At 50.8% G+C, this 22,358-nt stretch carries 14 protein-coding genes; 2 read left to right on the top strand and 12 right to left on the bottom strand.

The window, feature by feature from the left end:
- The 10 genes from BUB16_RS06065 to BUB16_RS06020 form a co-directional block, all read right to left on the bottom strand.
- Entirely contained in the window at positions 1-1,134 is a 1,134-nt protein-coding gene (locus BUB16_RS06065) for a sialidase family protein (protein WP_211483102.1), read from the bottom strand.
- Positions 1,135-1,357: 223 nt separating this feature from the next.
- Entirely contained in the window at positions 1,358-2,422 is a 1,065-nt protein-coding gene (locus tag BUB16_RS06060; protein WP_139240207.1) for a polysaccharide deacetylase family protein, read from the bottom strand.
- A 64-nt stretch (positions 2,423-2,486) separates the two neighbouring features.
- Complete coding sequence (locus tag BUB16_RS06055) at positions 2,487-3,590, bottom strand: acyltransferase family protein (protein ID WP_073060836.1); 1,104 nt, start codon at positions 3,588-3,590, stop codon at positions 2,487-2,489.
- A 3-nt stretch (positions 3,591-3,593) separates the two neighbouring features.
- The gene (locus tag BUB16_RS06050) at positions 3,594-5,777 is read right to left on the bottom strand and encodes a hypothetical protein (RefSeq protein WP_073060832.1); all 2,184 of its coding nucleotides are present in this window, start codon (positions 5,775-5,777) and stop codon (positions 3,594-3,596) included.
- Positions 5,778-6,047: 270 nt separating this feature from the next.
- Positions 6,048-8,345, bottom strand: coding sequence for a hypothetical protein (locus BUB16_RS06045; RefSeq protein WP_084088074.1), 2,298 nt, complete (start codon positions 8,343-8,345; stop codon positions 6,048-6,050).
- Positions 8,346-8,420: 75 nt separating this feature from the next.
- Complete coding sequence (locus BUB16_RS06040) at positions 8,421-8,657, bottom strand: hypothetical protein (RefSeq protein WP_139240206.1); 237 nt, start codon at positions 8,655-8,657, stop codon at positions 8,421-8,423.
- Between the two features lie 240 nt (positions 8,658-8,897).
- The gene (locus tag BUB16_RS06035; RefSeq protein WP_073060822.1) at positions 8,898-10,295 is read right to left on the bottom strand and encodes a PhoPQ-activated pathogenicity-related family protein; all 1,398 of its coding nucleotides are present in this window, start codon (positions 10,293-10,295) and stop codon (positions 8,898-8,900) included.
- A gap of 49 nt (positions 10,296-10,344) precedes the next feature.
- Positions 10,345-11,976, bottom strand: coding sequence for a SusD/RagB family nutrient-binding outer membrane lipoprotein (locus BUB16_RS06030; RefSeq protein WP_073060819.1), 1,632 nt, complete (start codon positions 11,974-11,976; stop codon positions 10,345-10,347).
- Positions 11,977-11,988: 12 nt separating this feature from the next.
- On the bottom strand, positions 11,989-15,396 hold the full coding sequence (locus BUB16_RS06025) for a SusC/RagA family TonB-linked outer membrane protein (protein WP_211483101.1): 3,408 nt from the start codon (positions 15,394-15,396) through the stop codon (positions 11,989-11,991).
- A 750-nt stretch (positions 15,397-16,146) separates the two neighbouring features.
- The gene (locus BUB16_RS06020; protein ID WP_139240205.1) at positions 16,147-17,340 is read right to left on the bottom strand and encodes a phosphoglycerate kinase; all 1,194 of its coding nucleotides are present in this window, start codon (positions 17,338-17,340) and stop codon (positions 16,147-16,149) included.
- Positions 17,341-17,986: 646 nt separating this feature from the next.
- Here BUB16_RS06020 and BUB16_RS06015 point away from each other — a divergent pair.
- The gene (locus BUB16_RS06015; protein ID WP_244545650.1) at positions 17,987-19,165 is read left to right on the top strand and encodes a cysteine desulfurase family protein; all 1,179 of its coding nucleotides are present in this window, start codon (positions 17,987-17,989) and stop codon (positions 19,163-19,165) included.
- Between the two features lie 87 nt (positions 19,166-19,252).
- On the opposite strand, the gene BUB16_RS06010 is transcribed toward BUB16_RS06015, so the two are convergent.
- A complete protein-coding gene (locus tag BUB16_RS06010; protein WP_073060812.1) occupies positions 19,253-19,747 on the bottom strand; it encodes a DUF2214 family protein in 495 nt (164 codons plus the stop codon).
- Between the two features lie 36 nt (positions 19,748-19,783).
- Positions 19,784-21,667 carry an AMP-dependent synthetase/ligase gene (locus BUB16_RS06005; protein WP_073060809.1) on the bottom strand — a complete coding sequence of 628 codons (1,884 nt, stop codon included), beginning with the start codon at positions 21,665-21,667 and terminating at the stop codon, positions 19,784-19,786.
- Between the two features lie 181 nt (positions 21,668-21,848).
- Between BUB16_RS06005 and BUB16_RS06000 the strand changes: the two genes are divergently transcribed.
- Positions 21,849-22,352, top strand: coding sequence for a Fur family transcriptional regulator (locus BUB16_RS06000; protein ID WP_073060806.1), 504 nt, complete (start codon positions 21,849-21,851; stop codon positions 22,350-22,352).
- Positions 22,353-22,358: the final 6 nt, after the last annotated feature.

The raw sequence follows: 22,358 nt of genomic DNA, 5'->3' as shown, positions 1-22,358 counted from the left end.
TTACTGGTTGTCGTCAGCTGTTTGTGCTTTAATTTGTTCTGTCGTACCCGACCAGAAAGCGACTCTCCGGCGCTGCCAGGTATACACGACGGCTACCGTGTCTCCCCGGGAAATAACAGAGGGATAGGAAAATTCATCCTCCGGATCTCCCGTTTCGATATCCAGTTTGTACGGCCAGCTCTCCCCGTTATCCTCCGAGACGGCCAGTGTCAGCGGTGCCCGGTCGCCCCAGTTCTCATCATCCGGGTTATAGGCCAGGACCAGGGTACCGTCCGGTAGCTTGGCCAGGTCGATACCGCTGTTGGGATTCGGCAGCGATGTCTCATAGAGCGGTGACCAGCTTTTCCCGTAATCTTCGGAATCGCTTCTGCCGATGACCCCGGCGGATGTTCGCACCAGCATATGAACATGACCCGGTTGCGACTCCCACAGCGTGGGCTGAATGGCACCCTTGCCCCGGAACTCGGAGGTATCTATGGGGATATAATCGCCGGCCGTCCAGCTTTCGCCGCTGTCGCTACTTCGGTCGACAAAAACCCGCCACCGGTCGCCCTCGTGTGAGGCCGGTGCCAGCCAGTCGCCATTCGAGAGCACAATCGGCTTATTTTTAACCGGTCCCCGTCCGCCTTTGTCTCCCGGAACCAGTTCCCGGGCCTTGCTCCATGTGTCTCCTCCATCGGAAGAGACCGTATACCAGGTCTCCCATTCGGGAATTTCTTTTCCCACTTTAAAGTACAAGATAATTTCTCCGCCGGGTGTTCTGAACAGCACCGGATTCCAGTGAGGATCCTCCCGTACCTTCACCAGTTCCCGGGGAGTTGACCAGTTCCCGGGATGTCCCCTGGAAATCCATATTCCTACGTCATCATGCTTTTCTTCGGTACCGCCGAACCAGGCAACGACAAATTCCTCCTCATTGAGGTTGGCAATGGTCGAAGCATGGGCCTGGTCAAAACCTTTACTTTTCTCAAACACAAAATCCTTTACCGGCAAATCACCGGTGGATTCTTGCCGGGATTCTGATGACTGGCAGCCGGCAAAGAGCAGTGCGCCGGCCATCCACATACAGCATAAAACGAGCCTGGAAATGTTGAAAAAAAGTCTGTTTGTCGTTAAAAGTGGGTATATCATCATGCTCTTTCTTTTTTATGTATGTTAAGAAACCCTTGCAGTACCGCCTGTCCCGGGTATTCGCGCTGCGGTCAGTTAAAATGAGACGCTCAACGGACGGCAGGTCAGCCTATTCGATGAGTTTTCAAAACTCTCGTCAATAATAAATGCTGTGTATCATATCCTATCACAGTCTTTATCAGCCTTATCCGACCCCTTAGCACAGCGGCCCCTGCCCGGCATTAAACTAATTGACCTTTTGCCGCCGCTCCATTGCTTCCCGCCATGTGGTCAGGATGATGTTTTCCTCCTCTAGGTATCGCTTCAACGCGGGATCCGTCATCGCCAGCAGATCGCCCTTGCGACGCAGCCCGGAGGAGGAAATATCCCCGAATATCTCCGACGGATCCGTACAGTGCATTATGACCATCGTCAGTCCGGGCTTCAATTCATCAATCGTCTCAATATATTTCTCCGTATGGAACCGCTGCAGCTGCTCGTCCGTAGGCTTTTTATCCCCCGGGTACTTCCAGCCGCTGACGTTATGAAGATCATCGAGTACCGGCAGTCCCATCGACCATATTTTTTTTCCCATTTCAGGCGCCTGATCCAGCAGATCGGGCGTAGGCACTTCCATCCCCTCTTTCCACTGTCCGCTTTCCTTCAGTTCGCGGATCGTTTCCTGCCGGTAGTCCTCCTTCAAAAATGACAGGTGTCCCCCGGGAAACATAACGGGAATATTGTAGTCCGCACCGACTCTGATATAACGCTCCAGGAACGCACGGTCCGCGAAGAGGGTCCCCATATGGGAATCCAGGTGCGTGGGACGAAATCCCATGGTGAGCGCCCGCTCGACCTGGGCTCTGATCTCTGCTTCAACCTCATCCGGCGAAGCGTGCTCAACGACCTGGTCGACCGACCCCCAGAAGCAGCCTTCTTTATCCACCAGTCCCGGCACCGCCGGCTTGCCCATTAGCGGTCCCCAGCGATAGTCATCCCATTCCGATGTAAGTGTCAGGTGCAATCCGGCATCGGATCGGGGATTTTCTTTAACATATTTTACGATGCCCGGCACCCAGGGACAGGGCATCATAATACTGAACGAGTTGGCTGCGCCGTTTTCGATGGCCTCCCGGGTACCCTTATTCGAATCCCAGGACATCCCGGCATCGTCTACATGCATAATCAACACTTTTGCGTCCCGGGGATATCCCAGTTTTTCAGCGTAGGTATCCTGCTGGGCCTGAAGAGGAGTGGAAGCCACTGCAAACAGCAGAAAGGTCAACATATACAAACATAGCAAATATCTCATAATCGTTTTTTTGATGTTCTGTATTTTATTTAAATAAGGTCCTTGAATCCAACGAAAAAATAAGTCAAACTTTTATGAATATTCTGTTCTTGTACAGGTAATATACCGGGATATAGCAGAGGAAACAGAAGAATAGCGCCCACAGGAAAGAGACGAGGTAGGGATTCAGTCCGACTCCCGTCCCCCCCGACATAAACAGCGACCGCAAGCTTGCGTCTCCCAGCCAGGCCGAGTGCGTCACCACGGGAAGGATACCCGAAATGACGTAAGCGGTAATCGCATTGGTTCCGAAAACCACGCCCGCAAACGTACCTTCGGATTTGTCCAGAATATCAATCCAGTAATAACAGGCCCCAAGCACCATGGAAGCAAGTCCGGAGGTATACAGCACAAATGAGCTCGTCCACAGGTGCTTGTTCAGCGGGAAGGCCCAGCCCCACATATTGCCCAGCACAAAGGCAAGGAGTCCTCCCACCATCAACGCGATAACTTTTCGCTCACTCGGCCGGTCACTCACAATGACATATCCGGCAATCATGCCCGTTATACCTGTAACAATAGCCGGCAGCGTACTGAGAATACCCTCGGGGTCCCACGTCCCCTGGTATAAACTGCCCGGAATGAAGGTATGATCGATCCACGCAGCAATATTCTTTCCGGGCTCAGCCAGCGACAGCCCCTGTTCCGGGTGGGGAATCAAGGCAATGATCAGCCAGTATGCGACCAGTAGGCCCCCGCCAATCCACCACTGCGTTCGCCGTGACGTATACAGGAACATCAGCGCACAGGCAAAGAATACAAGAGCAATCCGCTGCAGTACCCCCGGAATGCGGATATTCGCAAAGTCAAAGCCCGGAAATAAATTCAGAAACAATCCAAGCCCGAAAATAATGAGGCTCCGCTTTACGATTTTCGGTACCATCTCGCCCCGCTTTCTTCCCCTGGAAAGATACTTGGTGTACGCAAGGACTATGGAAACGCCTACGATGAAAATAAAAAAGGGGAAAATATAGTCCGTAGGCGTTATGCCGTTCCACTCGGCATGGGCGAGGGGACCAAAAACATACTCATGCGCCCCCGGGGTGTTGACAATAATCATGGCCCCTATGGTTATGCCGCGGAAAAAATCCAGGGAGATCAATCGTTTTGAAAGCGGTTTGTCAGTCATAGTTTAATGCTTTGCGTTGGTTACAGGAACAATGACATCCAGGTATCTGCCCATCCAGTACGGCAGCAAATACTCATCGCCGGCCAGGGATCTGAGTCCCCCGTTCCCCTCATCAAGGTCAAAGGGATTGGCATTATGCCGGTGCGTTTCCCGTTCCCCGGGCGGAAGCAATTCCCTGGTTGTTTGTCCCCTGAAATTAGGCTCCAGGAATTCCAGATCCTTGCGGTGCGAGTTTTTGACATCCCACCGAATCATATCGAGCTGAAATTCTCTGAGGTGCCATTGCACCGAAGAAAGGTCGATATCCCCGGACGTGCCGTAGGTGATCAGGTTCCACAGGGCATTGCGCTCCGGCTTTTCGATATCCCAGTGGTCGGTGATGACCTCCGCATACGTTTGCTGAAGCTCATCGTTCAGGGCGTAATGATATAACACCCAATAGGTAAGAAAGGCCATTTCATCATCGGAGTGGTTCCAGCCCCCGTCACCCATATCGTGTCCTTTATAGATATATCCCGGCGTGGGACCGATTTTTTCCAATGGTATCTTAATATTATCCAGGTAGCCATGCTCCTCGAACAAGCGCTGCATCTCCTCTTTATAGATCTCTTTTCCCGTCAGCTTATAGGCCAGTTGGAGTCCCGCCGTAATCGTTGTACTGCCCAGCTTGCGGTCCACCACCGTTTCGGGATACCAGTTGACATATTCCGGGTTCCAGCGTCCCCAGAGCGTTGGCTCCCCATCGATATCGACGAAATAGTAGTCATTGTCAATGATATGACTCATAATCTGATCGATAAACCGGGCGACCCGGTCTTCCTCCCTGGCAGTCAAATCAAGGTATTGATTGATGATACCGGCGACCCATATGTAGGCCACGAATTCATCACTGCTGGTTGTACCTTTCCACTCCCACTTTTCATCCACGCCGGGACGCCAGTCCTCAGGTCCCCCGGACACCCGGTATCCTTTCCGCTCGAAAGTCCGTGCCGGAAAGCCCTCCAGCGGATTTATGGAAATCAGCCGTTCAAATGCTTCGAACGACTCAAGGGCGTGCTCTTTGGCTTCTTCGGCCCCCGTCGCAGCATACCTGAATACCTCACTGCCCAGGTAGAAGGAGGTCCACAGCCCGTCATTATCCGTATCGTGCATCTCCATCGTTGTCAGGTCGCCGGGCTCACTCATTCTCACCTCGCCTATCAAACCGTACCGCAGGTGCCGTTTCCGGATCCGGTCATAAAAATAGTCGGCTTTGTCCTTCAGGGTCATCTCTTTAAAATGCACCTCCGATATTCCCTGCTCCGTCAGCGCATAAGCGTTCCCCTCCGAATCTACGGCCACATCCAGCACCCGGTCGTCCTGCAGCCATCTCCGGGAGGCGTAGTACCGGTAATCCTCCAGGTTTTGTGTGGCGTACATCCCGATGTCGGAGCCGGCCCACAGGCGTCCCTCCCGGTATGCCAGGGAGGTAGCCGGGATCACCGGTATCTTCGTCCTCAGTGATTCTTTTTCCTCCCAGCTTTCGGCAGATACAGCATAGTATCCTTTTTCGTTGGAAACAAACAACGCCTCCCCGCCGAATGTCCAGTCCATAATATGCGCATCCTCGACCACTTGCCGGGCCTGCCCGTTCTCATACCGGTGGATCCCCGTACCGGTTTGCAAAAAGAAATCGTCTCCATGACTTTTGATAGCCCGTATAGGTTCCTCCAGGGTCCCGGTCTCCCGGCCCCGGTTCGTATCAAGTGCGATATGCTTATCTCCCGCAAGCAGCACATCCCCGCTTTCATTGACGGCGATATCCGTATACTCCTGTGACGCAAATGACCCGTAGGGTTTGCCGGCATGGGCATTCGACAGGTAATGGTCGTCATATAAATAATACAGTATTCCGGTCCCGGACTGGATGGTTATATCCACCGGATTTTTGTCGGCAAGGGGACGGTATCGCCGGTCGGGGACCAGCTGATCTTCAATTATAACAAACAATCCCTGGTTGGTGAGCGCAAACACATTGTCATCCCGGTCAATGACCATTTTTTTCATCCGGAGATCTCCATCTGTCTCCCGAACCGCGTATTTCTTCGACACCGGCTGGGGATAGGCGCTATCCTCAAAGGATTGCGCGTTTATCCCCGTCCATTGCAGCAGTAATAACAGAACCAAAAACCAAGTTGTCTTAATCATCTCTTTTATGTCTAAAATTTTTGTTTGTTACCGTATATTTTTCCACTGAATCGTTTAATATTTTAACCACAAAAGACCCACAACTACTTAGAACTTTTTGCAAAACCGATCTTATGGCAAAATCTGTATTTTTGTGCATTCAAAGCCTTTATTTAAAAAAATTCTACCACTCTGCTTTACCGCTTCATGTCGCAATTGAACGGTCATATATATATATATCCTTTTAAATTATGCTGCCTTCGGACACCAAAAACAACCGCGGCGCAGTTTTCAAAGCGCTTCTTTGATTAACCAAATTTCGTTCAACCGCGAGTGCTGCCGCCAGTTCAGGTGACGCTCATCTTTGTTCTGCCATGTGAGCCTCAGAGTCCCGTCCCTGGTAAGGGTACGGGGGACATCCAGCTCTATGATCTCGCCGGTTTCTTTTCGTTCTGTGACCGCCTCCAGTGGCTGGCCGTCAGCATAGGTGTAAAACTCCCCCACTCCCGTCAGACGTATAATGTAGCGAGCACCGGGATCCAGCCCCCGGTACTGCATAACCGGCCAGCGCATGCTGCTCATCCAGGAAAGCCGTGCCTTGCTGTACCCCTCCTCCCACCAATCGAAACCAGGGTTATCACTCAGCTCAAACAACGGGTCGTTATCAGGAGCCTGCAGTTTTACGACGTGGGGACTTTTGTACACGTTTCCGACATCGTCGTAGAAGCTTCCCTTTCCAGGTGTTTCCCAGCTTCCCACTTGAACCAGGCGCTCTACCTTCCTGGATTCCGTCCAGCCGGATATCCGCTCAAATTCGGATTCGATCCACCACCGGTTGTTCAGGGGACGATCGACAAAATCCAGGATAGCGCTCCGCTCCGGGTTTTTTGCCCGGTACAGCGGTACGCTCGACTGGTAACCGATCTCCCTGAACAGCTCATCGGCAAGGCTGTAAATCCGGTCTTTCCAGGGATCATGTTCAACATAGGATTCCGCACGGTTCAATATCCCCTTCACAGAATCTATTACGGCTGCCGACCCCAGTTCTTTGCTTTTTTGCATCACGGCATTCGCCTGTTGCTCCAGTTTCTCCTCATAGATAAAGCGCTTTCTAACCAGCGCATCGTAATAGGCCCGCAGCAGATACATGTTCCAGCGCCACTCATTGCCCGTATTATCAAGCTCCCGGTCGCGACTCACAGTTTGCCACAACCGGAGCGTTCCGGTAACGGAGCCGTTATATTTTACCGCACCATCCCAATTTTGCTCAAGAGCGAAAAGTGCGTCTGCGATGCGATCGGCCATGTGGGAATCCAGGAAGTAGTTGGCGTAGTCTTTTACCAAATCACCGGGATCTGTTGCCTTATCCCACCCCAGCTGGGACCATATCATCTTATTCAGGTCGTCATGCATGCCATCGGAATAGGTGATGAACCCATCGGTATATTCCTCTGTATGGCGAACAATATTCCGGTATCGCCGCGGCTGTGGATTGATCGGCTCCCGGCCGAGGGTAAAGTTATAGGCCGGGTCCCACCACCAGTTGGGATATTGACACCGAACGGTATGGGTAATATCCGGGTAGTGACGAAGGGCATACTGTTCCGGCAACGCCGCGCGGGTTTCAGCCATCGGGGGACTGCCGGGACCGGCGACCAGCCCGCCCATCCACCGGGGAGATTGTCTCGCCAGGTAGTCGTAGACGAACTGGCTTTCTTGCGGGCTAAATCCCTGCAGCGAAAGCCACAGACGGGCCTCCGGGTGATGCTTTTTGAGGGTTCTCGCCATCTGCTCCATCATCGGCAGCACCCGCTCCGGGGGATTGTCCCCGGGGTCGCCCCCCGGTATAAAAACGGCATCCAGCCGGGGCAGCGCCCGGTACAGCTCCTCCTGCCGACGCAGATAGGCCCCGGCTTTTTCCCTGTTCCTGAGATCAAATTCAATGGGTGTCCATATCCAGTAATCCAGCCGGTACTTCTTGCTGAGACGGCTCAGTTCTACATTCATTCGCCGCCTTGACAGCGTAAAGTGAGGGGATTGTTCTCCGTAACTGGGCGTATTTTCAATGCTGTTGGTCCCGAAAACGATCATATCTCGCAAGTATTGCTCATACTGCCCGGGCGTCCACGCATCATAGGAGTTGGCCGTATTGCGAAAGCCTATCTGGTGGCCGCGAACAGGCTTGTCGGGGGCAGTGCTGATGCTTGCTCCCTCCCATTGCAGGGTACCGGCGTAGACAGCCTTTCGCAGGAAATAACCAATCCCGTACAGCAGACCCCTGAAGTCGGTTCCCTGCACGTAAATTTGCCGACCGATCGACAAAATCCGGTATCCTTCTTTTTCACCCGGCAGCGGGTAAGCCTGCCGCAGGTCCTGCGACCCGGCGGGCCAGTCGGAAAACGAAGGGGCCACCAGCAGTATTTGTCCCCCTTCCCCCTCCACCTGATCCGATTGTTCCAAAGGGTCGGACGTTCGCTTGTCAACTTCTTCCAACAGAAATTCCAGCGGCACGAAGATATCCGCATCCCCCAGGCCGGGATCAAGATATACGCTCTTGATAATTACAGCACTGTTTCCCCATGACAACATATGTGCACAGAGAACCAGAATAAATAGGATGCCTATTCTCTTTAACATCAATGTGGACTTTGTACCGTTACTCTTTCACATATTTATGATTTCACAGCCGGACGTCAGGTACCGGCCGATCCGTTTAGTTGTGATACCATTTTGATAAATCTCCTGCTTGTGCTTCAATATGACATCAACTTTGCAGGTATCCAGCGTACCAACAAGAGCTAATCTTTCGGCATAAACGAATATGTACTCCATATCAATGCCGGGGTATTCAAAAAGAGCAATGGGGATCAAGCCAATACTCTTATAATATACTCTTCTCATCTTTTTGGTTTTTATCCCAGTTGTTTTTAAAGGACATTCTTAAACCCAAAAACTGCAGGTTCAAAGCCAATTGGACGATCGTTTACGAACCCATACCATGTTTTCGCGAGTATCTACCCCGTATGCAGCAGAAAGACGTCACCAGACAGCCTCGCCTCACAACTATTCTTTTCTACTGCAATAGAGGCCAGACAGGTTACGAATACCATCGTAACAGTCGGTGGGCATGGATTCGTCGCGCTACTCCATGGCATCAAGGTAAACGGAATCTTTGCCTGCCACGAACATACGGGTGCTCAGCGGGTAGCGGGGGATGAGGTCTCCCTCGTAGACCACATTCCAGTACGTGGCGAGATACCCTTTCTGTGGACGATGAACGGTTGCGGAGAACGTCCCGGTCCCGCCGGCTGAGGTTTGCTGCACAGACCATTTTTCATCCCTGAAATCCCGGTCGGTTGAATGTGCCGTCCATCGTTCAATGGATGCAACCGGCTGATCCGAGGTTATGGATATGGAAAACCCCTGCTCCTCTTCGGTATAATCATACTGAAATTCCGGATAGGCCGCATCGCTGAGCATATCGTTAAAAAACTCACTGAGGATGGGGGTCGCCTCCTCTCCTCCCCTCAAATCGTGACCGGCATCGGGTGTATAAAAAATATAATTTTCACCCGGCAGCTGATTAAAATAGTGTTTTACCGCGTCAGCCGGCCAGTAAGGATCGTTTGTGCCGATTAAAATCAATTTGGGCATGTCCAGTTTCTCCCGGTAGGAAAAGGGATCGATCATTGTTACCAGCTCTTTGCCGGAAGGGGAACTAATATCCTGCGCAATGCCGAGTCGGACGTAATCCTGAATTTCAACGCTGTAATCCCCCCATGTCTTGACCTGGTAGTCCACATTCAGCGGCATATTCAGCACATCGATAACGCTGGGAGCGATGGCCTTTACCCGTTCGTCGCTGGCTCCGGCCAGCCAGCTCGTCCACCCGCGTTTGGAATAGCCGGTTAACAGGAAGTGCCTGACAGAATATTCCTGCTGCTCTGCAAACGCCTGAACCGCATCCATCCCTTTTACCACGCTCTTGACCATGGGAAAAAGCAGCGGCCAGGTGAAGTCGCCGTCCTCTTTATAATTATGCAGGGTGTAAGAAATAATTTCGTCTTCGGTCTTGCCTCCGAACAAAGGCTGATTGGGTACTTGCTTTATCAACGCAGTAACCGCCCGGTTCTCCCGTGCTATCCTGGTTATGGCCTGTAAGGGCCCGTCATCCGCATCGGGATGAAGATGCGTGCCTTTGTTATGGCCCCCGGAAATAAAAAGCAGGGCATCCTCAGCTTCCTCATTGCGTTCCCGGGGTATAACAATACTCAGGGAGTGCTCCCAGACCAGATCCCGCCAGGTCTGTGAGGTTAATGCAAGCTGGTATAGCGTGCTCTCCTCCTGCTCTACCGTATTTTCCAGCTCCCATCCGTAGGAATCATCCGGCTGCTGCAAATACTGTTCCAGCGCATTATCCGGCGTTGTCACCTCTTCGGTTTGTACGGTTGAATGGTCCTCTGTTTTACTTTGCTGGCACTGAATGATAGTTGCGGCTACAAAGAGTACTGCAATTATCCAACGAGTGTTATTCATCATGTAACGATTTTTCCGGGAATTCAATCTTATATCCTGCAGCTAATATCCATTAGTAGGGTTTGCCCGTGCCGGCCAGGATCCACATTTTATCCCACTGGCTGTTTTCTTCTCCCTGTGAAAATTGGGTAGACTCCAATCTTTCTATAGCTGCGTTTACATTTTCGGGATTAAAATTCAGCTCATTACTTCCGTACTGAAACCTCAGGGGTAATGCATCCCTTGGGGCGGCAACTCCCGTTTCAAGGTCCGGCAACCCGGTTCGCCGGTAATCAAACCAGGCTTCCTGGGTGGCGGTCCAGCTGGCAATCCATTTCTGTTTCATGATACGCTCCAGGCTGCCATCATAAGCCACTGTCTGCTGGTTCAGGTACGTATCCGCCTGATCCCCCACCTCCCATTCCTCCAGGGAAGCCCGCACGCCGGCGTTATAATATCCCTCGGCATCAGCAGCCAGCCATCCTTTATGGGCTGCTTCTGCCAGCAAAAAGTTTAATTCGGCGTACGTCATCAGTCTTGCATTCAGCAGCGGTCCGCTCGCCGCCCGGTACCGGTCATTCAGGTAAGAGACAAACGGGTTATTGGACGTCTGTCCCGGCGTCGGATTCAAATTATAGCCCGAAGGCGTGGTCATCTGAGTCGGGATGCCCACATAATCCGGATTCGTATTTACCTGGCTTTCATCCACCTGGTCAGCGTGCAGGTAACGAACACCATTCACTATTTCATTGTGGGGATATTCATCACTTATTCTTGTAGGAATTTCAACCTCCGCAAACCACACGCCTATTCTCGGGTCTTCACGCTCCCTCAGCGCTTCCACCAGCGTTTCAGCGGGACGTATTCTCCGGAAATCGCTGCCGTCGGTCCCATCAAATACCGTATTTTTTGGCCACGAAGATCGTTCATTGGATCCGGGGAAATTCATAAGGGCATTATCGGCGTTGCTTTCAAATAGCGGCTGGTTTTGAACGATATCTGCAAAATCACTGCTTACATCCGTTTTTTCAGATATCCGCATCAGGTATCTCAGCAAAAGGGAGTTGGCAAATTTTTGCCATTTGGCCGGATCCCCGTTATAGATGACATCCGCTTTCTCTGTTTCAGCAAAAATTTCAGGATAGGAATTCTTGCTTCCCGACAACAGCTGGGATGCTTCCTTCAAATCGGCGATAATACCCTGGTAAATAGCTTCCTGGGTATCGTAATCGGGGCTGATATTTTCATCGCCCCCCAAGTCGCCTTTCAATGCATTACCGTACGGGGCGTCGCCCCACAGATCCGTAATCTGGGCATAGATAAAGGATTTCATAACCAGCGAGACCCCCTGGTGAAATTCCATGTCGTTTTCCACGGCTTTTTTATAGACCGTTTGGTTATTCCGCAACATGCTGTAATAATTGCCCCAGTCCCTCGGGCCCCAGTCATAGCTATTGTGTCCGCTGAACCAGGCATCCTTTTGGGTATGCTGCATAACGCCGGCAGCATCCTGGTACCCCAGATCCGTATAGGTGGAAGCAGTCTCCGTCAGCACCGTGGACAGGATAAGATCTGCATTTGCCTTCTCTTCGGGAACACCGTTGGGATTTTCATTGAGCTCTGTCAAATCCTTGCAGGATTGCACGCATAAACTAAGAGACAGGACCAGAATAATCGTCGATATATTATTATAGAAGTAATTCATGATTAAAGGGGCTTAGAAATTTGCAGATAATTTAATTCCGACCGGCAGAACGAAGGGCGTTACGTTGTAGCGTTCAATCCCTTGCTTGAAGAATCCATTTCCTTCCGGCTGGAAGGCACGTTCAGGATCTATGCCGATTTTTGCCTTCGTCCACAGAACAATGTTACGGCTATAGAGCGTCACCGCCATATTTCTCATTCCTATATTCAGCCTTTCCATCCAGCCCCGAGGAAGCCGGTAGGTCATGGACACCTCTCTGAGCTTGACGAAAGAGGCGTCAAAGAGCGCCGTCTTCGTGAAATCCCAGGGATAATTGTCCGCCATGGGAATATATCTCGTGCCGGGACCCCCGAGATTCTCGGTGTAGCCGATCAGGTTACCCTGATCATCGTACTCGGCGATAACGCCGGGATTGAACGTCCCGCTGCCAACCGGAATTCCCTCATAGTTAAATTCATAGCCCCCCATCTCGGGAGTGGGTCCCCCCACCCGCGGGGTTTCTCCCCTGATAATACCGTCCGCATTGTTTCTAAGATATTCCGCAATATCCCCGTTGATTTCATCCGGGTTGATAATTTCATCCAGCTGCCGCTGGGTCGACCAGTCCGATTCCTGGTATCGATACGTCTGGGATACAAACTCACCGCCCTGCCGCCAGTCCAGGTTGGCCGAAAAGGAAAAGTTCTTGTAGGAAAAAGAGGTCTGCATGCCGATGGTAAAATCCGGGTTGAAGTTCCCGATCTTCACCAAGTCATTGATCCCGCTCCGGCTCTGCCAGCTTCCCGACTCATCCAACACCGGCCAGCCATAATAGGGAGAGCTCTCATCTTCTACGGTTACCAGTTTCCGGTCGTAGATATTCCCGATATCCTCGCCGATCCAGGAATAAGCGCCTCCTTTGGCATCCGTCCAGAATTCGTAATAGTCGATGCCCTCGGCCAGCTCTTCGATCCGCGCCCGGGTATAGGTGTAGTTCAGGTCGACATCAAACTGGTAATCAGAGGTCGATAACAGCGTGGATCCGACCGAAAGTTCGACCCCACGGCTGGAAACCAATCCCGCATTGATCAGCTTGCTGCCGTACCCTGATGACTGCGGGAGACTCAGCGGCAGGATCTGATTCTCGTTTTCTGTCTCATAATAGGTCCCCTCGAAACGGAATCGATCCTGGAAGAAAATCCATTCGGTCCCTACTTCTATGGACGTAATAATCTCCGGTTTCAAATCAGGGGTCAACAAGGTGCCCGGGGTCCCCAGCCGGGTCACGTCCCCCCAGGCCCCGGCGTTGTACAAGGTCTGCTCCAGCCTGTACGGGTCCGTATCATTTCCAACCTGTGCCCAGCCGGCGCGCAGCTTGATCATATCCACCGCGTCGCCCATATCCACCATATTGCTCACGATGGCACTCATTGAAACAGAAGGATAAAAATATGAACGGTTGTCAGAGGGCAGGGTACTGGACCAGTCGTTACGCGCCGTTACATCGAGGTACAGCATATCATTGTATCCCAGGCTTGCCAGTCCATATACGCTGTAGATTGCTTTCTGACTCCAGCTGCTTCCATAATTCAGATCTTCAGGAGCAATATTCGAAAGCGTGTACAGCTCCGGGATAGTCAATCCGCCCCCGCCCGACGAGTTTGAATTGCTGGAGTTGTACCGGTACAAATAATTACCGCCCAGGGACGCCCGTAATGAAAAGTCCGTGAAATCCTCGTCATAGTCCAAAGAAACAGAGGTGTTATGTTCGGCCCTGTTTATCTTTTGGATGCCGTAGGTACCTCTCGGGTTACGGGTATAGCTGTAGGGAATTTCCGTTTCGCGCTGTTCATTAAAGCGATCCAGTGAGTAGCTTGCCGTTGCCGAAACAGCAGGGGCAATTTTCCAATCCATGTTTGCACTACCGAATACCCGGTCCCGGAAGAACGAGTTATTGACTTCATACGCCATGAAATAAGGGTTGTTATGATCCGGTACCGCAAGCTGCTGGATCCCCTCCTGTCCCGCTACCCAGTAATCCTCATAATCCAGGATATTAATATGAGGGGATACCTCGTAGGCCGCCTGCAGCGGGTTGGTCCCCCGGTTGTTCGCCGGAATGTTGTTAGAGTTCGTGCGACCAACGTTAACTTTGGTATTGAAACTCAACTTCGGACTGACATGATAGGTACCGTTCACATTTAACGAGTTACGGAACAGATCCGAATTGGGTACGATGCCCCGGTTGTTCATATTCGTATAAGAAACCCTGAAAGCCGTGTTTTCTGTACCGCCGCTGATCGCCATATTATTGGTATTGGTGATGCCGGTCTGGACAAAATTCTTAATATTGTCCGGGTGCGAAACCAGGGGAGTGGGTATGGGATTCCCGTTTTCATCGACCGGACTGTTCCACTGGACCGCTTCCTGCCCGATATCGAGTTGCGGACCCAGCCGTGCTGCACTTCCTTCATCAATTACCAGGGGTCCCCCCGTGAGCTCCTCCCATTGTTCTTCAGTGAACGGGGTAACCCCGGTAGCAAAGGTACTGTGCATCTTCAAATACTTATACGGTCGGTCAAAAACGGTACTGGTGCTGACTGAAACCTGCATATCCTGATTTCGATCTCCTTCTTTCGTTGTAATCAGTACCACGCCATTCCCTGCCCGCGAACCGTATAGGGCGGCCGCACTGGCTCCCTTCAAAACGGAGACGCTTTCAATATCGGAGGCATTTAAGTCGGAAATGGCATTTCCGTAGTCTACGACGTTACGATCTCCGAACTGGTTTGAATTTCCTGAAAGGGAATTGCTTACCGGCACCCCGTCAATGACAAATAGAGGCTGATCATCTCCTGTCAGCGAAGTGGCCCCGCGGATGACCATACTCACCGAAGAGCTTGCAGCCCCGCCGGTGGAATTAATACTGACACCGGACATTTTTCCTGACAGAGAGTTTAATACATTTTCCTGTACTACCTGGTTCAACTCATCTCCACTCACTTCCTCCACAGCATATCCGAGTGATTGCTGTGCTCTTGAAATTCCAAGGGCTGTCACCACAACCTGGTCCAGTGCCTGGGCACTCGGCTCTAATTCAATATCAATAGTTGACCTGCCGTCAATATTCAGCTCCCGGGTAGCATAGCCGATATAGGAGACGACCAGGGTCTCGGTTAAGGAAGGGACCCTTAGCGAGTATTCCCCCTCTGCATCCGTAGAAGTACCCATTGTGGTCCCCTTCACCATAATATTCACTCCCGGTAAGGGCTCCCCGTTTGAAGCATCGGTAACAATCCCACTTACCCTCTCATTCTGTTGAGCCCATACATTAGCTGAAAAAAATAAAGAAATGCATACGACCATTAAAAGCCTCACGCTATTCCTGATACCTGTTTTTTCCGAAAAAACACCTTTATCATATTTATATCTTTTTTCCATAATCCCGACCGATTTATTACTCACCATTACCTTTATAGTTAACTCAAATTATATTTAGATATACAAGATGAGCACCGCATGTTAAGTACATTTGACTTTACGTTTATATATAAGTTAAGCCTGCAAGCAATAGCTACTTGAAAATTCCCAGTTTTCTAAACTATTTTCACATGTAGCGAAAATCCCCTTCACTAAGCGTTCCGCTCTGTTTTCTCCCGGCAGGTTCCCTGTGTACAATCAATTTGGATAGCATAGCGGCTTCACATCATAATATTTATCACAAGAAGAAAGGCTCGTCCTATCAGAGGATTTTTTAAAAAAACAGGAGATTGATCCCTATCAACCCCTGACCGTATTCAAAACCGCAGCATAATAACCCGGATTATTCACCAGGAAATTTGGTCGTTATTTGATGTTCCTTAGTGCACTCTGGATGGTCATCCGGACCGAAGCGTGCGCAGGGATCGATCTTTGTTTTCCGGTCTCCTGTCAACTTTCTATCTGAAATAATAGCTATGAACAAATGGATCTGTATAATCCTGCTCTCTGTGACATTTGTAGCAGGATGTTCACTGTTCAGGTTTTTTATTATCAATTGCAGGCCAATGACTTATCTTTCTATAGGAATGCTACCATTCCATCGCTTCAACTGGAAGAGTACCGTTGCTTTTCAACCGATGATCTATAGAAAAAAGTCCCCGGTACTTTGGAAATACCGAGGACGCAGATTCAGAAACCCTCTATACAAAACTACTTATCTGTCAGCGCCGCCACACCGGGAAGCTCTTTGCCTTCCAAAAACATCAGGCTGGCCCCGCCACCGGTAGAGACGTGCGAAACTTTTTCTTCCAGTCCCGCCTGCTTGATAGCCGACGCTGAATCACCACCGCCGATAATCGTAGTCGCTCCCCGTTCGGTCGCTTCGGCCAGCGCCCGGGCCACCGCATTGGTGCCGTCGGCAAAACTTTCCATTTCGAACACCCCCATAGGGCCGTTCCATACCACCGTCTGGGCATTTTTTATGATATTGCCAAACGCGATGGAGGACTGGGGACCGATATCCAGTCCCATCCAGCCGTCTTCGATGCCCTCTTCGTCCACGACCTTGTGTTCCGTATCATTCTTAAATTCTTTGGCTACCACCGAGTCGACCGGCAGCATAAATTTAATGCCCTGCTCCCCGGCCTTCTCCATCAACTCCGAGGCCAGCTCCACTTTCTCGTCCTCGACCAGCGAATCACCGATCGACCATCCTTTGGCTTTGTAAAAGGTGTAGGTCATGCCCCCGCCGACAATAATAGTGTCCACTTTACCCAGCAGATTCTCAATGACGCCTATTTTGTCGGACACTTTGGCTCCTCCCAGTATGGCGACAAACGGGCGCCGGGGATTATTGACCGAATCGTTCAGGTATTTTATCTCCTTTTCCAGCAGAAAGCCCGAAACCGCCGGCTGCAAAAAACGGGTAACCCCGGCAACGGAGGAGTGAGCGCGATGGCTGCTCCCGAATGCATCATTACAAAAAAGATCTCCGTGCGCAGCCAGCTGCTTGCAAAACGCTTTGTCATTGGCTTTTTCTCCCTCGTGGAACCGCACATTTTCCAATAATACGATCTCTCCTTCTTCGGCCTGTTCAATAACGGAGGTTGCCTGCTCACCGATGCAGTCTTCCGCAAAATAGACATCCGTATCAACCAGCGTCTGCAGGTGTTCGAATACGGGACGAAGGCTCAGTGACGGGTCAACCGATCCGCCCGGGCGACCCAGATGACTCATGAGGACCAGCCTGCCGCCGTTTGCGATCACATATTCAATGGAAGGCAGCGCCTGGACGATCCGGTTGTCATCACCAATTTTTCCATCTTTAATCGGCACGTTAAAATCTACACGCATCAGTACCGTTTTACCTTCTATATCCACATCCTTAAGCGTCATCTTATCCATAATAACTATTTGTCCGTTTTGATCTCAGGCTCCACAAAAGAATATCTCCTCCAAAAAGTCTGTCAGACTTAGCAAAATCTACTGCGAGTTCGCAGGATTTGGCCGGATTCCGAGCTCTTTTTCGCTAAATAGACCCACTATTTGCCTCAAAAGACCCAAAATCTGACTCAACCCACCCGGCTTCCCCGCGTCCTCTAAGCCAGACAAATTCCTATGGAAAATAAAAAGAGACGATTCATCATAAACAGAAATCCCTTTTGCGGACTTTGAATATTTAAATTTAAATTTGTTTCAAAATACGGTAGCAAGGTACATTGATCAACGATGAATCAAAATTAAATTTACTCCCTTTTGCCCCCCCCGAACCTGGAAAAATCATATAGTCCGCTTTTCTCACCAGGAAATTTTTCCGTCAGCAAGGCAAAAATAACAGGTTCGCGGAAATGTACTTGGGCACATTAAGCACACCATGGTATCTTTAACACAGCTGAAAGATAAATTTCGCAGGAAAAACACCTTGTTATTTTTAAACGAATTAAATATGAATGCAACTTATTACTTTACAAACGGTTGTAATATTTCTGTGAGAAATCCGGGATAGCCTGCTTTTCTGTTCAATTTTGGATATCTTAACCGGGTAATTTTAATGAGTAAAACCGGAGTCATGAAAACCGTTTATTTTGACCATGCTGCCACAACGCCGCTTGACGAGCGCGTATTGAAAGCAATGAAGCCTTATTTCACCGAACACTATGGCAATGCCAATTCCGCCCACCAGCGGGGTAATAAAGCCAAGGTAGCCGTCGAAGAGGCGCGGGAAACCATTGCAGAACTCATCGGGGCAGAGCCCGCGGAAATTATTTTTACCAGCGGTGGCACGGAAAGCGACAACGCTGCAATCAAGGGCGCTGTCAACGCAACGGGCAAAACAGAAATTATTACCTCGCCCCTGGAGCACCATGCGGTTCTTCATACGGCCGAAGCGCTCAAACGAAAGGGAGTCCGGCCGGTCTATGTTGAGCCGGATGCCGACGGCATCATTCAGCCGGAAAAAGTGGCCGAAGCCATCACCGACGACACGGCCCTCGTTTCACTGATGCATGTAAACAACGAAATCGGTACCATTAACCCGTTGAAAGAGATTTCGGAAGTCTGCGAAGCACGCCAGGTCCCCTTTCATTCGGATACGGTCCAAAGCATCGGAAAACTGCCGGTGGATGTGAATGACCTGGGACTTGATTTCCTCAGCATAAGCGGCCATAAGATCTATGGCCCCAAGGGTATCGGTGTGCTTTATATGCGCCACGCTACCCCATGGCTTCCCTGGATGCACGGTGGTTCCCAGGAGCGACGCCGCCGGGGCGGTACGCTGAATGTGCCGGGCATTGTGGGACTGGCTAAAGCATTTGAGCTGTGCGTGGAAGAGATGCAGCAACACCGTGCGCACTTTAAGCAGTTGCGGCAACACCTGGTAACAGCACTTGATGACACGTTCGGCGGGCGCTACCAGGTTAACGGTGCCACCGAAGCCGCCGTGCCTCACATCGTCAACCTTGCGTTCCCCAATACCCAGGGGGGACTTGATGGTGAAATGCTGCTCCTGAATCTGGATGTGGAGGGCATCTGCGTATCCAACGGATCGGCCTGTACCTCCGGGACGGTGGAACCCTCGCATGTACTCGACGGTATCGGGCTTAAGCCCGAGGTGGCCAACTCCAGCATTCGCATCAGCATGGGTAAAGATAATACAACGGAAGATATCGACTTTCTTGTTGAGAAGCTCGAAGTCGTGGTAAACCGCATGGCGAAAGCAACGCCCGCATGACCATATGTACTGCCAAGCCGCTGAACCTGTCACGTTCAACCTTCCATTTTATACTTCGCCCTGCGGGGTTACAGAAGACCGGATTCCTTAACCCAACAGATACGGTTTCACCAGTCCCAAAAAGGTATTGATCACTACCAGCAGGTACACCAGCAGCGACATCCGGTAGGCGGACGACCATCGCTTGCGAATGGTATCATTTGTTCGCTCTTTTTCCTCCCGTTCCCGCTTCAGTGCCTTTCTAAAAGCGCTGCTGCGGCGCATCGATAGCACTACCAGCACCAAAATAAGTATAAAGAACCCCTGCTTCAGTGCCAGCCAGGGATAAAGCTGAACATTAAACCACCCCCATCGGGGGCCAACGGGAAGAGAGGCCATAGCGGCGCCCGAAATTAAAATACCAATCGCTCCCAGATGGGCCCCGGTATCGGTGGCCAGCCGTTCCCACTTCATATATAGTTGTTTCCGGCGGTCATTCTTCTCCGCGCGGACTTTGGAGGCTAAAAAAAGACTTGCCGCCAACGCAAACAGCCAAGCTATATAAGAAACAATATGGACCCAATAGAAAATCGAATAGGACATGAACATAATACCGGTTGAATATCTGCCTACCTACAATCAATCATCATTATCAAAGATATCATCGATTAAATAGTCGTACTTATCTTCGACAATCCGTCGTTTAATCTTTAACGTCGGCGTTAGCTCACCGGTCTCCACCGTAAACTCGTTTGGCACCAGCCGGAAATCCCGAATTTTCTCGTGGGAAGCCAGCTCACGCGATTGATTCCGAATCTCCCTGCGGTAGATATTTTGGACCTCTTCCTTGGCAATTAGCTCCTCTGTTGAATCATAGCGTAATTCCCCCTCCCTGGCAAAATCTTGAAGCGCCTCAAAATCGGGGACGATCAACGCCGCCATATAGGTCCGCCGCTCCCCGACCATCATAAGCTGATCAATCCATTTGCTCGTTTTAAACAGGTCTTCGATGGGACCCGGGTAGATATTTTTACCGCCGGCGTTTACGATCATGTGCTTAATGCGATCCGTGATTTGCAGATTCCCCTCTGTAAAACGTCCCACATCGCCGGTATGCAGGAAATCGTCTTCATCAATCATCTCACGGGTGGCCTGATCATTTTTCCAATAGCCTTCCATCACATTGGGTCCCCTGCAGAGGATCTCCCCCTGCTCCGAATTAAGGTCGGTCGGATAGTCTTCCCCACTCATTTCGGCCACAATCTTACTGTCTTCAAGGCGCTGTATGGCTACCGTGACGCCTGGCAGCACCTTGCCCACCGTACCCATCCGTTCATCTCCGAGCGTATTGCAACACATGATGGGGGACGTTTCCGTGAGGCCATATCCTTCTATAATATGCAGTCCCGCGCCCATAAAGAAATCACCGATCTTTGGAGGCAGGGCGGCCCCTCCCGAGACAAAAAAGCGGATTCTTCCGCCGGTACGCTCTTTCAGCTTGTCAAATACCAGTTTGTCCGCCACTTTTTTCTGGACTGAGACCCATCCCCGCTCCCCGCCTGCATACTCTTGTCCCACCCTCTGGGCCCATTCAAATATCTTCTGCTTGATAGCCGTCCCCTCTTCCACACTTTTTTTCACCAGGTTGTAAATTTTTTCAAACAGCCGTGGTACGCTTATGATGATGGTGGGCTGTGCTTCGGTCATGTTTTTAGCAACCGTATCGACGCTCTCGGCATAATAGATCTCCGCCCCGGCAGCCATCATGGCATAATGTCCCGCCGTGCGTTCGAACGAGTGGCAGAGCGGCAAAAAAGAGAGGCAGCGGTCCTTTTCGGTGATATGAATCATCTGGTGAGCCGCCTTGATATTGCTCACGATATTGCGATGGGTCAGCATAGCGCCTTTCGGCTGACCCGTCGTGCCGGACGTGTAAATAAGGGTTGCCAGGTCTTCCGGCTCCACCGCTTTGCTCCGGTTATCGATCTCCTGCTCGAGCTGTGGATATAACTTTAGTCCCTCTGCCATTACCTCATCAAACAGCATGACGTACGGACCATCCAGGTAGCTCTCAATATTGGGCTTATCAAATGCTATAATGCGATTGAGATGTTCGCAATCCTCAAAAATTTCCCGGGCTTTTTTCAGCTGAATACCCGTAGAGACGAAAAACATCTTCGCCTCCGAGTTCTGAAGAATATATTTAACCTGTCCCGCAGGCAGCGACGTATACAGCGACACATTAACGGCGCCAATCAGCTGAAGCGCCAGATCAAAAACCGCCCACTCGTAGCGGTTTTCACTGAGGATGGCCACACGGTCGCCGGCCTCAATACCATGTCTTACCAGGTATGCGGACAGCGTCTGAACATCGCCGGCAACCTCATCCCACGAAATCGTCTCATACGGTTCATCCGACGAAGGTTTTCGGGCAAAAGCCGTTTTCTTCGTATCCTCTTCATACTTTTTCTTTAGATTAAGAAACAACTCCGTCAGAGTTTCAAACGCTACAACAGTTGGCATAAATCTCTTCGGTTAATTATCGTTACCTGTGTGACCTGATCACAAAACGGCGCTTACAAACCGAATATAACATTCTGAATGGAAAGTTCAGCAATATATACCAAAGCCCGGCCGCAATAGTGTTTTATAAGGTGTGCCAATTCCTTATATTACTTTCAATAGTAAAAGAAAATATACTCTCATGGCTCATCCAGCAAACGAAGAAACAATTGATTTGGTAAAGGAGATTTTCAGCTCCTATTTGAAAGAACACAACCAGCGACAGACGCCTGAGCGCTTTATGGTGCTCGGTGAAATTTACCGGGCCGACGGTCACTTCGATGCCGATGACATTTTTTTTAACATGAAGGATGGCGGCACCCGGGTTTCACGGGCCACGGTCTATAATACGCTGGACCTGCTGGTGGAATGCGGACTGGTACAGCGCCAGCAGTTCGGCGAAAACCAGTATTACTACGAGCGCGCGTATGCCTACCAGCAGCACGATCATATTATCTGCCAGGAATGCGGGGCGGTGATAGAATTCTGTGATCCCCGCATCCAGGAGATCCAGACGATGATGGAGAAGATCCATGATTTCAATATCTCCGGCCATTCGCTGCATTTCTTCGGCACCTGCGAGGATGAAGAAGCGTGTTCCCGCCGCCGGGAAGTCAAATCCGGCAAGAAATCCAAAGTCGGCTAAGCGGTC

This window comes from Fodinibius roseus (assembly GCF_900129315.1).
In the GTDB taxonomy this organism is placed as follows: domain Bacteria; phylum Bacteroidota; class Rhodothermia; order Balneolales; family Balneolaceae; genus Fodinibius; species Fodinibius roseus.
This window is presented reverse-complemented; position numbering and strand designations above follow the sequence as displayed.

Excerpts from the sequence above, each read along its gene's own strand:
- BUB16_RS06065 (WP_211483102.1), bottom strand. The coding sequence starts at position 1,134 with ATGATGATATACCCACTTTTAACGACAAACAGACTTTTTTTCAACATT.
- BUB16_RS06060 (WP_139240207.1), bottom strand. The coding sequence starts at position 2,422 with ATGAGATATTTGCTATGTTTGTATATGTTGACCTTTCTGCTGTTTGCA.
- BUB16_RS06055 (WP_073060836.1), bottom strand. The coding sequence starts at position 3,590 with ATGACTGACAAACCGCTTTCAAAACGATTGATCTCCCTGGATTTTTTC.
- BUB16_RS06050 (WP_073060832.1), bottom strand. The coding sequence starts at position 5,777 with ATGATTAAGACAACTTGGTTTTTGGTTCTGTTATTACTGCTGCAATGG.
- BUB16_RS06045 (WP_084088074.1), bottom strand. The coding sequence starts at position 8,345 with ATGTTGTCATGGGGAAACAGTGCTGTAATTATCAAGAGCGTATATCTT.
- BUB16_RS06040 (WP_139240206.1), bottom strand. The coding sequence starts at position 8,657 with ATGAGAAGAGTATATTATAAGAGTATTGGCTTGATCCCCATTGCTCTT.
- BUB16_RS06035 (WP_073060822.1), bottom strand. The coding sequence starts at position 10,295 with ATGATGAATAACACTCGTTGGATAATTGCAGTACTCTTTGTAGCCGCA.
- BUB16_RS06030 (WP_073060819.1), bottom strand. The coding sequence starts at position 11,976 with ATGAATTACTTCTATAATAATATATCGACGATTATTCTGGTCCTGTCT.
- BUB16_RS06025 (WP_211483101.1), bottom strand. The coding sequence starts at position 15,396 with ATGGAAAAAAGATATAAATATGATAAAGGTGTTTTTTCGGAAAAAACA.
- BUB16_RS06020 (WP_139240205.1), bottom strand. The coding sequence starts at position 17,340 with ATGGATAAGATGACGCTTAAGGATGTGGATATAGAAGGTAAAACGGTA.
- BUB16_RS06015 (WP_244545650.1), top strand. The coding sequence starts at position 17,987 with ATGAGTAAAACCGGAGTCATGAAAACCGTTTATTTTGACCATGCTGCC.
- BUB16_RS06010 (WP_073060812.1), bottom strand. The coding sequence starts at position 19,747 with ATGTCCTATTCGATTTTCTATTGGGTCCATATTGTTTCTTATATAGCT.
- BUB16_RS06005 (WP_073060809.1), bottom strand. The coding sequence starts at position 21,667 with ATGCCAACTGTTGTAGCGTTTGAAACTCTGACGGAGTTGTTTCTTAAT.
- BUB16_RS06000 (WP_073060806.1), top strand. The coding sequence starts at position 21,849 with ATGGCTCATCCAGCAAACGAAGAAACAATTGATTTGGTAAAGGAGATT.